The organism is Alteribacillus bidgolensis (assembly GCF_002886255.1).
Classification (GTDB): domain Bacteria; phylum Bacillota; class Bacilli; order Bacillales; family Marinococcaceae; genus Alteribacillus; species Alteribacillus bidgolensis.
In genome coordinates this window covers 2,467,427-2,483,237 of sequence record NZ_KZ614149.1, presented here as the reverse complement: position 1 = coordinate 2,483,237, position 15,811 = coordinate 2,467,427, and the positions used below count along the sequence as shown (strand labels likewise).

The 15,811-nt window shown below is 41.5% G+C and carries 8 protein-coding genes; 5 read left to right on the top strand and 3 right to left on the bottom strand.

The window, feature by feature from the left end; all coding sequences use genetic code 11:
- The first annotated feature begins 268 nt into the window (after positions 1 to 268).
- Together CEF16_RS12410 and CEF16_RS12405 are read left to right on the top strand one after the other, a co-directional pair.
- Positions 269 to 3,358 carry a CotH kinase family protein gene (locus tag CEF16_RS12410; RefSeq protein ID WP_091580786.1) on the top strand — a complete coding sequence of 1,030 codons (3,090 nt, stop codon included), beginning with the start codon at positions 269 to 271 and terminating at the stop codon, positions 3,356 to 3,358.
- A gap of 318 nt (positions 3,359 to 3,676) precedes the next feature.
- Entirely contained in the window at positions 3,677 to 5,896 is a 2,220-nt protein-coding gene (locus tag CEF16_RS12405) for an S-layer homology domain-containing protein (RefSeq protein ID WP_091580789.1), read from the top strand.
- A gap of 278 nt (positions 5,897 to 6,174) precedes the next feature.
- On the opposite strand, the gene CEF16_RS12395 is transcribed toward CEF16_RS12405, so the two are convergent.
- Positions 6,175 to 7,095 (bottom strand): accessory Sec system S-layer assembly protein, encoded by a 921-nt coding sequence (locus CEF16_RS12395; RefSeq protein WP_091580794.1) that lies wholly within the window; start codon positions 7,093 to 7,095, stop codon positions 6,175 to 6,177.
- Entirely contained in the window at positions 7,095 to 9,464 is a 2,370-nt protein-coding gene (gene secA2, locus CEF16_RS12390) for an accessory Sec system translocase SecA2 (RefSeq protein WP_091580797.1), read from the bottom strand. Before secA2 ends, CEF16_RS12395 begins: the two co-directional genes overlap by 1 nt.
- Before the next feature lie 167 nt (positions 9,465 to 9,631).
- Here secA2 and CEF16_RS12385 point away from each other — a divergent pair, with 167 nt between their 5' ends.
- Positions 9,632 to 11,074 (top strand): S-layer homology domain-containing protein, encoded by a 1,443-nt coding sequence (locus CEF16_RS12385; RefSeq protein ID WP_091580801.1) that lies wholly within the window; start codon positions 9,632 to 9,634, stop codon positions 11,072 to 11,074.
- Positions 11,075 to 11,163: 89 nt separating this feature from the next.
- Here CEF16_RS12385 and CEF16_RS12380 read toward each other — a convergent pair whose 3' ends face one another.
- Positions 11,164 to 11,991 carry a tetratricopeptide repeat protein gene (locus tag CEF16_RS12380; protein WP_091580803.1) on the bottom strand — a complete coding sequence of 276 codons (828 nt, stop codon included), beginning with the start codon at positions 11,989 to 11,991 and terminating at the stop codon, positions 11,164 to 11,166.
- A 376-nt stretch (positions 11,992 to 12,367) separates the two neighbouring features.
- On the opposite strand from CEF16_RS12380, the gene CEF16_RS12375 reads away from it, so the two are divergent.
- Positions 12,368 to 14,023, top strand: a complete 1,656-nt coding sequence (locus tag CEF16_RS12375; protein WP_170031890.1) for an N-acetylmuramoyl-L-alanine amidase — start codon at positions 12,368 to 12,370, stop codon at positions 14,021 to 14,023.
- A gap of 202 nt (positions 14,024 to 14,225) precedes the next feature.
- Positions 14,226 to 15,722 (top strand): S-layer homology domain-containing protein, encoded by a 1,497-nt coding sequence (locus tag CEF16_RS12370; RefSeq protein ID WP_091580807.1) that lies wholly within the window; start codon positions 14,226 to 14,228, stop codon positions 15,720 to 15,722.
- Positions 15,723 to 15,811 lie beyond the last annotated feature (89 nt).

The window sequence follows — 15,811 nt, the reverse complement described above, 5'->3', positions numbered from 1 at the left end:
GACTCTGTTTGAAGATGATGTAGTCTGCTATAATATAGTTTGTTCCATTGTTAAGAAAGTCAAAAGATTTTAGTGGTAAACAAGAAGCAAAACTTCGGCATTCAACGTACAGGATATACTAATGCCTCCGTTGCAGATGGACGCGGCGTTTTTAGGCAGCATCCTTTACATGGTGATAAGCCAAGTTTTTCTAATATTTTAGGAAAGTTTTAACTTTGTTAAAGGATCAAAGTATACGCCATAGAAAAGGAAAGGCAGGGACCGCATTTTGAACCGTAAACATTCAAAAGGAGCAGCATTGCTGCTGATCCCGATCGCAGTGGTTATTGGTTTTATTGCATTTATCATAGCTGACGACAGCACTGTGCATTTTGGAGATGAAAATTTAGAGGCGGCGGTCCGGGAAGCGTTAGATCAGCCAGAAGGGCCGGTTAGACAAGAAGATTTACAAGAAGTCGATGCGATCGATCTAAGTTATAGCGGGATTGAATCCTTAGAAGGAATAGAAAAACTAATAACCGTGAGGGATTTAAATTTAGAAGGAAATCGGATAGAAGATATTGAACCGCTGAAGGAATTAATATACTTAGAAGACCTTAACCTTCGTGGAAATCATGTGGAAGATGTATCAGCTCTTGAACAAATGGAAAGAATGCGAAGCCTTGATTTGAGGGAGACTGGTATTGATGATGTAGAAGCCATTGCCCACATGACGGCTTTACAGGATTTAAATGTGAGAGGCAATAACATTACGTCGTTGGCCCCGATAGAAAATATGGTGGAATTAAGGAAGTTAAATGTACGTAATAACCATATTGAGGATATATCTGTATTATCTAATTTGAATAAATTGGAAGATATTAATTTACGGCATAATACCATTCAAGACTTCTCACCGGTGTTTCAGCTCCCTCATCTAACAGAACGGCTATACGTAGAGGGAAATCCAGGTGTCAATATGAAAGATTTCATTCCGCTGTTTGAACAAGTAGACAACATGGATATTGATAAACCTGAGCTTGCACTTGTTTTCAATCAAGAGGGAGGTGTTTATCCATCTCCTCAAACAATTGAATTAGAGCAGCTGATGGAAGAAGAACCAGGGACAATACGCTACACCACAGATGGAAGTGAGCCAAATGAAGATTCCGAACCATACACAGGCCCGATAGAGGTGGATGAAACTACGGTCGTCAAAGCGAAATTTTTTGATCAATATGGTAACGCAGGAGAAATGGTTTCTAATACGTACATTATTGGAGAAGAGAGTACATTTCCGATTGTATCTATCGCAGGAAACCCAGATGATTTCTTCGGCGAAGCAAATGGCATTTATGCAAAAGGTGCAAATTACGATGAGGATGCTGAAAATCCTGAAGAAACGGCGAACTATGCCCAGAGCGGCGACCAATGGGAACGAGAAGTGAGCGTAGAAATGTACAAGCCGGACGGCACGAACATGATTCACCAGCAGGCGGGAGTGAGACTTCACGGCAATACAAGCCGCTACTATCCAAAAAAATCATTCCGCTTATACGGCCGCTCTGATTATGATAGTGAAAATACATTCAGTTATCCTATTTTTGAAAGCGAGGATGACAGTGAATATAATCGGCTTCTCCTCCGTAATTCAGGTAATGACTGGGATGACACGCTCTTTCGGGATGCCTTCTTGCAAGAGCTTATTACCGGATTTGATGTAGAAAAACAGGCATTTAAATCATCTAACTTGTACTTGAATGGAGAGTATTGGGGAATTTATAACCTGAGGGAACGCATTGACAAACATTATTTTGAATATAAATTCGGCATCCTAGAAGAGGATCTTGAATATCTAGAAAATAACGCTAATGTCAGAGAAGGTGACAACCGCCACTATCAAAAAATGCTTTCGTACATGGAACATAACGATATAACGGACCCGCAAGTGTATGCACAGGTTAAAGAACAAATGGATATTAATAACTTTATTGATTATAATATCGCTGAGATTTACGTAAGAAACACGGACTGGCCGGCAAACAATAACCGATACTGGCGGGAAAAGCCAAATGGCAAATGGCGCTGGACAGTGTTTGATCTTGATTTTGGTTTTGATTTGGCTGGTGTGAGTGAAACGGCAGCTCACCACACGCTTGGTTTTGCCACGGAAGAAGGAAATGACAGCTGGCCTAACCCAGATTGGGCAACGTTCCTTTTACGCACGCTGCTTGAAAATGAAGAGTTTCGAGCTCAGTTTGCCGGCAAATTTGCTCATTATTTGAACACTCATTTTGACGATGAGATAGTAACAGAGAAGCTCTCAGAGTTTGAAGCGATGTATGAACCTGAAATGAAGAAAAATATAGAGCGCTGGGACGAACCAGAAAGCATGGAAAAATGGCACGAAAATGTTGATGTGATGAGACAGTTTGGTCAAGTACGTGATGACTATATGTACGCCCATTTAATTGACTATCTTCAGTTAGATGGATACGCTGATCTTACGTTTGATATCAAAGGAGATCATGAAGTAGAAATATATGGAGAAGAAGTACCGCTAGAAAACGGCCAATGGGAAGGTAAGTATCTAGCAGGAGTTCCGCTTGAAATAAGAGTGGATGGAAAACCGGCCAAACTTACTTCTAGTAACGCGGATGCGGAATCCGTTGATGAAGACGGCAGACTGATTATTTCGGCAGATGGAAATACGGAAATCGAACTTGCCAGTAATGACGGACAAGCAATCGGCACAATCCAAGTCGAAGGATCTTCTGTCCAAAAAGAAAATATCACCGTAGAATCCGGTGAAACCATCAATTGGTCTGAAGAAGGAAGTGCAGAGGGTGCTTATGCTTCCATCAGCAACCCGGACCTGGGAGAGACAGACGGGGAACAATTCACCGCTGAAGGAGCTGGAGAAGGACTACTGACCATTCATAATGAAAATGACGAAGTAACTGCTATGGCGAGAGTAAAAGTAATAGATCCAGCTGATGAAGCTCGTGTTTATAATGAGGATCATCCAGCTGCAAAGTTTGAAGGAAGCTGGCAGGAAAGCACGAATGAAGAACACCATGAAGGAACAGCTGCGTTTAGCGACATAGCTGGAGATAAAGTAGAAATTACTTTTAAAGGAACAGGCATCCGCTGGTTTGGTTATGAAGGAGTTACTCAGGGAATAGCAGAAATCGAAGTAGATGGAGAAAAAACGGAAGTAGATACTTTCGCAGAAGAACCTGCTTTTAACAAAGAATTATACAGCGTCGAGGGGTTAGAGGATAAAACGCATACCTTAACAATTGCAGTAAGTGGAGACCACCACGAGGATGCTGTGAACCACCGTGTTCACATCGACAGTTTTGAAGTTATACAATAATAAAAATAGAACAAAAAAGTCAGGAAGCGAGCTTCCTGACTTTTTTCGGGTTGAAATATAGGAAGATCTGAAAAAGCGGCATGAAGAGTTGCAAGAGGAGAAGAGCAGAAGAGTTGTATCAGAGAAAAAAAAGCGCAGAATCAAGAGGATAAGCGCTGAAACAACTATTTTTCGTTTCAATCGTTTAACTTTAGCGAGTGCATCTTTTTTACATTTATTCTAATAGAATTGACAGAATCCGACAGTTGGAATATTCTACTATTAGTATAAATTTCATAGTTTCATAAGATTTTACATATTGGGAGAGGATTTAGAAAAATGAATGTAAAAAATGTAATGAAACACGGGGTTACTGCTGCGCTTTCCATGACGCTGTTTTTTACGGCAGCTCAAGGCGCTGGAGCTGCGTCGTTTCAAGTTGGGCCGGGAGTGTCCTATAATAGTGATTCGAGTGCTGGAGCAAGTGTTTTAACGATCGATTTAACAGATGAACATAGTAAACTTGATATCGGAGTGCCTAATCCGCTTAATCAGCTGCAAACGACATCACAGCAGGCAAGGAACGCTTCTTCAGAAGGTAATAGAGTAGTTGGTGCGATCAATGCTTCTTTTTTTGATATGGGCGCAGGCTCTAGTCAGCTGCCGTTTAGTATTATCACTAAAGATAACGAGATTATTAGTTTCGGACAAATCTCGGATGGCAGACAACACTATCGGAGTGAACCAATTGTGTTTGGAGAAAGAAGCAATGGAAAAGTTTTCATTGGGGAATATGATGCCAAGGTAACGGCCGAAGTGAACGGAAAATCGGTAAGCGTAAATAATATTAATAACACCCGCCGCAAAAATGAAGCGGTTTTGTTTACTCCTTCTTACATAAATGATAGGACAGGCACCAATTCATATGGAATAGAAATTGTGGTGGAAAACGCTTCAGGGAGTCCTGGAAGCTTTTCGTTTGGCGATGAAATCAGTGGAACCGTTTCAGAAGTACGAGATTACAATGAAAATGGAAATTCGCGTATCCCAACTAATGGATTTGTCCTTTCTGCTAACGGAATGAAGTATGATCAATTAAAAGATGTAAAAGCTGGCGACTCTATTACAGTCGGAGCTTCTATTAATGACCGCTGGCAAGACGCTTCCTTTATTTTAGGAAGCGGGCCTCAGCTCGTTCACAATGGTGAAGTAGACATAACAATGGATCCAAACAGCTGGCGGTATACGTTAAAAACGGCCCGCACAGCGGTAGGCGTAGATGCTTCCGGTAATAAAGCGTATATGGTCACTTTAGATCGAGCAGACATCGGTGAGCTGGCAAACTATATGAAAAGATTAGGTGCAGATCGAGCGCTGAACTTTGATGGCGGCGGTTCAACTACCTTAATAGCAAGAAATCATGGAGATGAGTTTGCTAGTGTCATGAACAATCTTTCAGCAGGCAGCGAGCGTTCTGTCTCTTCTACCCTACAGGCAGTAAGTACGGCTCCAACTTCTGACTTGGCACGTCTTATTCTCTCTAGAGAAAGCGGTACACTGCTAGTAGGTCATAAGATGGATATGTCTTATTCCTACGGCATGGATAAATATTATAATCCAGTAGACGTAAACGGCAGTGAAATCAGCTGGAGTGTCAGCAATAACACTGGCTCTATGAGCGGCAGCACTTTTACTGCAGAAGAGGCAGGGGAAGGACGCATTCAAGCGAATTTTAATGGCAATCAAGTAGGGTCAACATCTGTAAAAGTAACCAACACGTTTTATTCTTGGAATCTATCGCATTCTCAACTGAACATTGGCACCGGGGAAACTGTAACATTGTCAGCAAGCCCGGAACTATCTAACGGAGAAAAGCTGTTATTTAACTCCTCTCGGATCGAATGGGAAGTCAGCGGTGATATTGGTACCATTAACAGCAATGGGCGATTTACAGCCAGCAGTGAAAAAGGTTCTGGCACCATTACTGCAAAACTGGCCGGAAATGAAAAAGAAATACCTGTTCAAGTAAACGCACCGGCCATGTTTAGCGATGTCAGCCATGATTACTGGGCAGCAAGCGAAATTGAATACCTTGCAGAACGTGAGATTGTGAGCGGTTATGAAGATGGAACGTACCGTCCCGGTATGAAATTAAAACGTTCTCAAGCAGCAAGCATGCTTTCTAGATCATTCGATTTTGACCGAATTAATCGACCGGATCCTGGGTTTAAAGATGTAGATCAAGATTTTCATGCTTATTCCGTTATAGCAACGGTAGCGGATGAAGGCTTAATGCGCGGCGACGGTAATTCCTTCCGTCCGAACGGGGATCTGACTCGTGCTCAGATGGCTGTAATTCTCGCACGTGCATTTAAGCTCGAGAGTGAGCCTGCAAACACATTTAATGATGTAGATTCCAATTACTGGGCTTATGAAGAAATTGAGGCACTGGCTGCACATGACATAGGCCGCGGCAGTGATGGCAGCTTCCGTCCCGGAGAAGCTGTTACACGAGCCCAATTCGCGACATTTATGAAACGAGCATTAGAAAATTTATAAAAAAATTAATTGCTCCTGCCCTTGTGGTTTTTCACATGGGCAGGAGCTTTTTAATGCATTGTGGAGGTCCAGACCCCGCAAGAACAAATTTGTAGCATTTTTATTTATTTTTCTAAACATAAATTTGCGAAAACGGCTCATAAAAGAAAAAAATACGATCAAATCAAAAAAGTTATGCCTGTAAATGCAAAGGTACGTCTTTCCCCTATGCATATAAAAACCCCTTCTGCCTACATAAGACGGAAATGGGTTATTTTTATTTACTTTTCTATTTTCATTTAATGATTCTTATTTTTTTGAACCGGGTACGCTTGCCAGCTGCTCAAATCAATTTCTTCATCACTTACAAGCTCTTGCGGGAAAATAAAAGTCCAAGGTTTGCTCGTGTTTGCTTTTACTTCAAATTTATCGAGCGTAAACCCGCCTTTAGCAATGGTTTCGCCGCTTGCATCTTCTACTTGCAGAGGAATTTGTTCCAGATTAATATTTTTATTGCTGCCGTTACGGATAAGCATAGTAACGTGCAGGTCTCCGTTTTCTTTTCGAAGGGCTTTTAATCCCATAAAGTTTACTTCTCCAGGTTTGGGAGGAGTCAAGTTATCTACCATTTCCTGCAGTTTCACTTTGTCTTTTTCCGCTAAGGACTGTTCCCAGCTGTTTTCAAGAGAAAGGCTGTGTTTACGGGAGGATGGTTTTAGCTGAAAGGCCAGTTTCCATCCCTCATTTGGAAGTTCGGTTATAAATAAGTCGGTACCGGCAAAAGAAAATTTCCAAGGACGGCTGCTTTTACCTGGAATTTCTCCTGCCTGGGATAAGTCCATCGTTTTTCGTCCAAGTACTTTGTCTGTACTGTCAAGCAGTACTAACGTTGTTTCATGAAGTTTAATCGTTTTATTTAAGCTGTTGCGAATAAATGCAGTGACTTGATATTGTCCGTCTTTTTCTTCTTGAAGACTGATGCCCGAAAGCGAAATTTGATTTGGTTTTAACGGCGGACACTCCATGTTCAAAAACTGAAAGGAATATTGGTCTTCTTTGGAGATGGTCCATTCAGGATGAATTGACAGGTCTGTCTCTACTTTTTGTTCGGTGTCGTCTGTTTCGCTTGTTTCATTTAATAGTTCTTCGGAAGAAACGGTCGTTTCGTTTCCTTCCATCTTTGGTTTGCCGTTTCCTTTTTTACGAAAAAATGAGAGCATTATTTTTTCACCTCTTCTGGCTGCACTAATGGTCGTATTAATTTAGATAAATGAACGGAAACGTCTTGTTCAATCATATCGTACATTCTTGCAAATAATTCATATCCTTCCCTGGTAAAGACGCGCATAGGATCTTCTTGCTGATAGCTTCGCAGCCCAATCCCTTCTTTTAATCGTGTCATTTCTTCTAGATGACTTAGCCAATGACGGTCAATAGTTGTTAATAGTACTTTGCGGGCCTGGGTTTGGACACCGCTTTTCTCACGAAAAGCTTCCACTTTTTTTAAGTATTCTACTGTACTTTCTTCCACAATCTCCAAGATGTCGCGGCGGTCTTCTACGTTTTTAGGAAGCTGTATTTTAGGGTTTAGTACAATATGATTTAACCGGCTTTGCAGTTCTTCCATATTCCAGTCATCGGGCAGGTATTCATCGCCGCAATAGTTTTCCACAAGCTTCTTCGTACTGGATTGAACCATATCGATCCATGTGCTGAGCGGATCTTTGTTTTCGAGCACTTTATCACGCAGCGTGTAAATGACATTTCGTTGTTCATTGGCGATGTCGTCCAGTTTAAGCGTATATTCACGGAAGGAAGCATTTGCATTTTCGCACATTTCTTGGGCAAGATTTACAGCACGGTGCGCGTCTTCATTTAAAACTTTCCCAACTGTGTCTGTTTGTAAGTTTTCTTGTAATTTTTCAATGTCTTCTTCTCCGAAGCGAAGCAGCATATCATCTTCTAATGAAAGAAACATTTGGGTTTCTCCGGGGTCTCCCTGACGTCCGGAACGTCCTTTTAACTGGTTATCGATACGACGGTTTTCGTGACGTTCGGTGCCAAGCACAAACAAGCCTCCCACTTCTGCCGCGCCTTCTCCAAGCATGATATCTGTACCTCGTCCAGCCATATTTGTAGCGATCGTTATCTGACCTTTTTGACCAGCAAGAGATATTAATTGTACTTCTTTTTCTACACTTTTCGCATTTAACAATTCATAAGGAACTTTTTGTTCATCCAAGTAGCGTGCCATCGTTTCGGACTGAATAATAGAGGATGTTCCAATTAAAACAGGCTGGCCTTTTTGATAGCGTTGTTTCACTTCCCTTGCGACAGCATGGTATTTTTCTTCTGCTGTTGCAAAGATAATATCCTCTCTATCTTCTCGAATGCGTGGTTTGTTTGTTGGAATTTGGATGACATCCATCCCGTACAAGTTTCTGAATTCTTGTTCTTCTGTTTTCGCTGTTCCAGTCATTCCGCATATTGTCGGATACATTCTAAAGTAGTTTTGCACGGTGATTTGGGCCTGTGTCTTGTTTTCTTCTGTAATTTCAAGAGCTTCCTTTGCTTCTAAGGCTTGGTGGAGGCCATCACTGAAACTGCGCCCATCCATAATGCGTCCCGTAAACATATCAACTAGCTTAATTTCTCCTTCTTTTACGATGTAATCCACATCGCGTTTAAACATTACACGTGCACGAAGAGCTTGCAGAACAAAATGGTACAGAGTATGGTGTTCTAAGTCATACAGGTTATCAATGCCAAATGCTCTTTCGACTTTCGTAATGCCGGCATCTGTTAAACTAACAGACTTTGAAATGGGGTCATATAAGTAGTCTTTCTGTGCATCAAAGCTGCGCGACATTTTTGCACAAATTTGATAGAGGCTTGGGTTTACCTGTGTTTTTCCAGCAATGATAAGCGGTGTTTTTGCTTCATCCACGAGGACGCTGTCAATTTCATCAATAATTGTAAAGTTATATGGTCTTTGCACTTTTTCAAAGGAGTTGTACACCATATTGTCTTTTAAGTAATCAAAACCGAACTCGTTTCCGACTCCGTATGTAATATCTGCTTGATAAGCTTTCTTTTTCTCTTCTTTAGCAAGCCGGGGGACATTTAATCCGACGCTTAGTCCGAGAAATTCGTGTACTTGTCCAATAAGTTCACGGTCACGACGGGCTAAGTATTCATTTACCGTGATAACATGGACGCCTTTTCCTTCTAATGCGCGCAGATAGCTCGGAAGGGATGCAACTAATGTCTTGCCCTCCCCTGTTACCATTTCGGCAATATCTCCGTCGTTTAATGTCAATCCGCCGAGAAGCTGAACGTCATAATGACGAAGGCCGATCACGCGTCGGGAAGCTTCCCGAACGACGGCAAAAGCTTCTTCTCTTAACCTTTGTACGCTTTCTCCATTTTGAATCCGTTCTTTGAATTCTTCGGTTTTCTTTTGCAAACCTTCATCAGACAGTTTTTCTATTTCCGGTTCAAGTTTATTAATCCGATCTACGATTTTATTATATTTTTTCAATCGGCGCTGCTGCTCGTCTCCGATTATTTTTTTCAGTGAACCAATCATGTTGTTCTCTCCTTATTCATTCGATCATTCTATCCATAACTTATTTCAGTATATCATTAATTCCTCTATTATTTCATTACTCCATAGGCTATTTTCCGAAATGACGATTGGAAGAGGCTGGATAATCAACTATAATATTAGTAGTTTCATAGAAGGGGGCCAAAAGAATGAATAAATGGCTGGCAGCTGCAGCAATTGCAGGAGCAGCAGTATTATTTAGCACGCCGGGATTTGCCGCAGATGATGAGGCAAAAACACCAGGGGAAGAAGAATTGTCTTTTAAAGAAAAGAAAGACTTATTGACAGAAACGGCTTTAGAGCATGATATCCCGCCGGAAATTTTAAAAGCAATAGCGTTTGAGGAAACCGGTATGCGCCAATTTGATGACGAAGGAAATCCGATTCGAAACGAAAATGATGACGGCGGTATTGGCATGATGCAGGTGACGTTGAATGAAGACGACTTGGAAAATCGACAGGTAGATCGAGAAAGACTTGAAACAGACACGGCGTATAACATTGAAGTCGGTGCCGATCTCCTTAACGAAAAATTTGAATGGTCCGGCAGTGTTATTCCTCAAGTAAATGACGGTGACAGAGAAGTCCTTGAAAACTGGTATTTTGCCGTTCTTGCATATAATGGATTAGACCGCCGGAACGATCCAAACGAGAATGACCATACATACCAAGATGATCTGTATGAATCGTTGGCAGATAACAATTTGTTTGAGACAGATTTTGACTTGCCGGAATTTGAAGCTCAATACCGGGATGATGGAAATAGAATGTGGTTTTCGGAGGATCAATTGAACATAACAACCGAACAAACAACTCGTTCTCTGCAAATGTTTGAAGAAGGGGACAAGGTTTACAGTTATAGCAAAGATGTTTCTGCCATTCGTTTCCGGGAAGAGCCAGCTGTGTCTTCACGAGAAGTAGGGGAGGTTGCACTCTATACACCTCTAACTGTAGAAGGGCCGCTTGAACATGACAATAACATTGCCAATCATTTTGGCTTTTATCCACTTTATTATGCTGATATTCACGGCTATATGGCAAGTACCTATGTACGTGAAGGAACGGTGACTGTATTTTCTGATGTTCGTAGACAAGAGCTTACAGAAGCTGTGGGGTTTTTAGAGGTTCAAGACATAATCAGCGGGTATCCTGATGGAACGTTCCGGCCAAATGAACCTATTTATAGAAGGCATGCTGCTTCGATGTTGTCTAAAGCACTCGGTCTTGAAGTTCCAGAGGATTATGAGTTGAAAGCAGCGGATATGAATAAGGATGATTTAGGTTATAAAGCAATGAAAACCGTCGAATACCATGGCTTTATGACAGGAAGCGGAGAAAACATCCGTCCGAATGAAAATATGACAAGAGCACAAATGGCTTCTGTACTGGCTGCTGCTTTTGAAGCCAAACTCCCGGCTGATCCAAAAGCCCATCAATTTGAAGATGTACCTTTAGATTTTTGGAATTATAATGCGATCAATATATTGTATCAAAGCGGTTTAACCAATCAGGATCCATATCGTCCCGGGGAAGATGTAACACGTTCTCAATTTGCTTTGTTTCTGCAAAGAGCGATGATGATGGAAGAGTAAACGAATTTACAAAAAGCGGCCGCCGGTTACGGCAGGCCGCTTTTCTATTTACTATGAGTGAACGGAGTCTTACACAAAGTGGTGGTGCGTTATTCTTCCATCGAAGCATTTAAGTAGTCTTTATAGAGATTATAGCTTTCATCTCCGTAACGGTTTAAAAAGTCGGACGTCGGTTCAAACGCTTGTGTAAGCGCATCTTTTTCACCCTCTGTGTTGTCCATTGCCGCGTACACTTCGCTCATTCGATAAAAATGAGTGGGATCTTCGGCATCAAGCGCTGTAAGGGTATCGTAACGTTCCAAACTATTATTATACTCTCCAACAGCAAAATAAGCTTGTGCTAAGGCTAACAACAAATCCCGCCCTGGCTGTTCACCGTTATTTTCTTTCTTTTCTTCCAAATCGAACAGCAGCTCCGCTCCTTTTTCGACATCATATTCAGAGTCTATTAGAAGCTTGGCATAAGCAATCGTATTTTCTTCACTTTCCGGGTCAAGCTGGTACTGCTCTTCCATCATGGCAACAGCATCTTCCACTAAAGCCTGGGAAGGTTCGTTGGAACGCTGAACATGAGCTTGCAGCGCCTCGGTGTACCGGCGGGAAAAAGGAGCAGCTTCCTCTTCTTCCTCTGCCTGCAGTTCACGTAAATAAATAATGATTTCGTTATAATTACCGCGTTTTATTTCATCTTCCATAATGCTGTTTATGTTGCTTGTAGAAAGGTCTTCGAGCCGAAAACGATCAGCAAGTTCCTGTAGTGTTTCTTCATTGTAAGTAAAATTTTCATCTTGATAAGCGTATTTATCGGTATCTATCGCTTCTTCTTCTGCAAGGTGGCGGTTCATTCCGTACGAGGAACAACCCGAAGAAATCAATAAAAAGGAAAGAAGCCCTGCTGCAGTTTGTTTTTTTATCATTCTATCACCTGTTCTTTAAACTCTTCTTAAAAGCAATAACTTCTCTATTTTAAACGAAAATGAAAAGAAAAGAAATACCAGCTGGGCTTGTAAGATACAGAGGTATTCAATCTCTAAGTCTTGTAACACAATTTTAATATAATCATTATTATTTTACTATTTTTGATAATTTTATACATAAATCTAGTTTATCTTTCTTTTCCATGCTATTCTTATGTGCAGAAGGAAAAGATTGGTGAAATCTGTCTGCATCTGCTATGAAAAAAGACATGAGAAAAAAGATGTCAGATTTATTTCTAAATTATTTCACTTTCAAAAAGACAACACCCTGAGAGAGCAGAGAAGGGGATCAACACCAAAGAGGAGGAACAAGTCTTTGTTTAAGAAAATTTCATATGTGCTGCTTGCTCTGTCTCTCCTGCTTTCCATCTTTCCGACGCTCGGGTTAGAAAAAGCGAAAGCAAGTGACAGGTATTCTGACGTAGGCAGTAATCATTGGGCGTTGGACGAAATTATGTATTTAGCGGATGAAAAAGTTGCTACTGGTGATGATACAGGAAGGTTTAGAACAACAGAACCCCTAACACGTGCACAGGCATCTGTAATAATGACAAACGCTCTTGGGGCAAGTGGCCTAAATCGATCAGCCGCTTCTTTTTCAGATGTAAACCGAAACTTTTGGGCATACACTCGCATTGAGCGGGCAGCAGAAATGGGGATTTTCCAGGGGAATAATGGAAAGTTCAGTCCGAATGACAGCATTGAAAAAGCTCAAGTAGCCGCAGTGGTGGCACGGGCCTTTTTTGGACAAGAATCGCAGAACAATGACAGCAGTTTAAATTACGGTGATATCTCAAATAGTTTTTGGGCTCATGGTTACATAGCAACTCTCGTAGATAACAGTATTATAGAAGATAAAGGAAATTATGAACCAAACCAGCCAGCAACCCGCGCTGAATTTGCAGTATTCTTAGCAAGAGCCATGAATGAAAATCTTCGTATTTCTGAAGAGAATGATGAAAAAGAGGAAGAAGACGGAACTGACAAGGAACCTTCTGAGAAGGAAGTTTTGTTTGAAGGAATTGTAGATGCAAGCACGCCATTAAACGTCAGAAAAGGACCAGGTATGAACCATGGTGTTATCGAAACATTACGTGATGGCACAAAAGTAGACGTTTACGGTATTGAAGGCAGCTGGCTTGTAATCTATGTAAATAATCAAAAAGGATATGTGCATCAAAATTACATAGACGAAGCGGATGGAGTAGGTTCAGATGATAGCAGCAAACCAGCAGAACCTATTGCAAAAGCGAAAGTTACCGCCTCAACGTTATTGGTCCGCTCTGGCCCAAGTGCGAGCTATAACAGTGTAGGAAGCTTAAGTCAAGGAGACGTTGTTGACATTTATGAAGAAACAAGCGGCGATTGGGTTTTAATTAAATTTAATGGGGATTGGGCATATACTCACAGCGGCTACTTGAACGACAAAACTGCCGATAAAACGATCGTGATCGATGCAGGACACGGAGGACATGATCCTGGAGCTCAAGGTAATGGCTTAGTAGAAAAAAATGTCGTGCTCTCTGTCGCACTTAAAGTAGAAGATCTGTTAGAAGATGACGGCGTAGATGTGGTGATGACACGCCGAAATGACACATTTATTTCACTGAGCGGACGGGTGAACATCGCGGAACGAGCAAATGCTGATTCCTTTGTTAGTATTCACGCAAATGCTGCCAGTGCGGCAGCTGAAGGGGCAGAAACCTTTTACAACAACAGCAGCAAGGCAAGAGAAAGCCGTGAATTAGCAGAAGCTATTCAAGACCGCCTTGTCCGTGACACGGGTATGAGCTACCGTCGTGTAGCAAACGCAGGCTTTTACGTTATTAAAAATACAACCATGCCTAGCACGTTGATTGAATTAGGGTTTCTTACTAACTCTAAAGATGCCAGCCGCATGAAAAAAGCAGGTTACAACGACAAAGCAGCAAAGGCAGTCTATAATGGCATAAAAGATTATTATGATTGGTAATCTATGAAACGTATTCCCACTTGAAGAGGCATATAAACCTTCAAGTGGGATTTTTTTCTTAATTGTAGGTTTTATTGAAAGATAGCTCTCTATTTTGGAGCGCGAAATGGTAAAATATATAAAGAAGCTGTTTTAATCTAGGCAAAAAGAGGAATAGATTACTAGATTTTTCTTCCGCAGACACTGGACAGGGGGCGAATGGATGTTGAAAAAATTAGCTCTACCTTTTTTTCTGCTTTTATTAATATTTGCTTTTCCATTATCGCTTGAAGCAGAGGTTTCTTTTGAAGATGTAGAGAGCTCGTTTTGGGCAGCCGAAGAAATTCAATTTATTGCTGACCAAGACGTAGCAGGAGGGTATAAGGATAATACATTTCGGCCTAAAGAAAACGTAAGCCGCGCCCAAACAGCGAAAATGATTTCAAAAGCACTGGATTTAGAGGCAGGCAACCAGCAAGACATTGAATTTAACGATGTTGAAAAAGATCATTCTTTTTATCCGGAAATAGCTGCTGTGGCTGAAAACGGAATCATGAATGGCAGCAATGGGAACTTTCGTCCGAATGAATCGTTAAGCCGGGCTCAAATGGCTGTTGTTCTTTCCCGGGCATTTCATTTGAAAACAAAAGAAGATGTTTCTTTTTCGGATATCTCAGAGGAGTACTGGGCAGCTTCCTCAATTCAAAGGTTGGCAGCAAATAGGATTACGAGCGGTCATTCAGATGGCAGCTTTGGACCAGGGGAGAAAACGACAAGAGCTCAATTTGCTGTTTTTCTTGCCCGGGCAATGGAAGAAGAGTTTCGAGTAGAAGAAGTAAACTTGCCGCCTTCTGATGTGAACAGCGAAGAGAAAGCTTGGCATTTTAACGGCATCACCGTAGGAGATTCCACAGAGCAGCTTGAGAGTACATTAGGAGAAGCGGAAGCTGAAGAAGAAAGCCGTTATGGTTTTGAATGGAAAATTTACCACGATGGATATAGTAATTATGTTCAATATGGCGTAGAAAAGGAAGAAGTTGTAGCAATATACTCCAATCAAGATACATGGAGAGACGAAAATGGCCTGCGTTTAGATGATCGTAAAAAAGATGTGCTGGAGGCATATGGTGATCCGCTTCAATATATTCAAAAAGGTGGTTCAAACTTCAGTACAGAGACCGAAGAATCTGGCACGTACAAAACGGATGGCCGCTATACTACTTTCTTCTATGACAAACATAGAGATAAGCGGATAACAGCTGTACTTCTTGTCAGCAGTGAAGTAGAAGAAGAGTTCAGCCAATATTATGCAGAACCAACAAAGAACTTAAAAGAAAGCTATGAACGTCAAGTATTTCATTTAGCCAATGCGCAAAGAAAGCGCTACGGCAGAGGCATTTTAGAATGGGATGACACAGCAGCAGCTACCGCCCGTGCTCACAGTGCAAATATGGCAAGAAATCATTTCTTTGAACATACCAATCCGGATGGAGAAGATCCATTTGATCGAATGGTAGAGGACGGCATTACCTTTTACAATGCTGCTGAAAACATCGCATACGGTCAGGTCAGCCCGATTTTTGCCCACCAAGGCTGGATGAATTCTAAAAGCCACCGTGATTCACTGCTCGGCAACTATGAACGTTTAGGAGTCGGGGTAGCTTTTGATGAATCAAGAAAGCAGCCATATTACACGCAAAACTACTACACACCGCGATAGGTGTGACGAGGAACCGTCCTAAAAGTCAGGGGCGGTTCTTTTTGTACTATAGGAATGTTTAACTTTGTTAAAAGATCAAAGTATAAGAA

What these genes read in the sequence shown, in the direction of transcription:
- CEF16_RS12405 (WP_091580789.1), top strand. Translation starts at nt 3,677, where the DNA reads ATGAATGTAAAAAATGTAATGAAACACGGGGTTACTGCTGCGCTTTCC.
- CEF16_RS12395 (WP_091580794.1), bottom strand. Translation starts at nt 7,095, where the DNA reads ATGCTCTCATTTTTTCGTAAAAAAGGAAACGGCAAACCAAAGATGGAA.
- secA2 (WP_091580797.1), bottom strand. Translation starts at nt 9,464, where the DNA reads ATGATTGGTTCACTGAAAAAAATAATCGGAGACGAGCAGCAGCGCCGA.
- CEF16_RS12385 (WP_091580801.1), top strand. Translation starts at nt 9,632, where the DNA reads ATGAATAAATGGCTGGCAGCTGCAGCAATTGCAGGAGCAGCAGTATTA.
- CEF16_RS12380 (WP_091580803.1), bottom strand. Translation starts at nt 11,991, where the DNA reads ATGATAAAAAAACAAACTGCAGCAGGGCTTCTTTCCTTTTTATTGATT.
- CEF16_RS12370 (WP_091580807.1), top strand. Translation starts at nt 14,226, where the DNA reads ATGTTGAAAAAATTAGCTCTACCTTTTTTTCTGCTTTTATTAATATTT.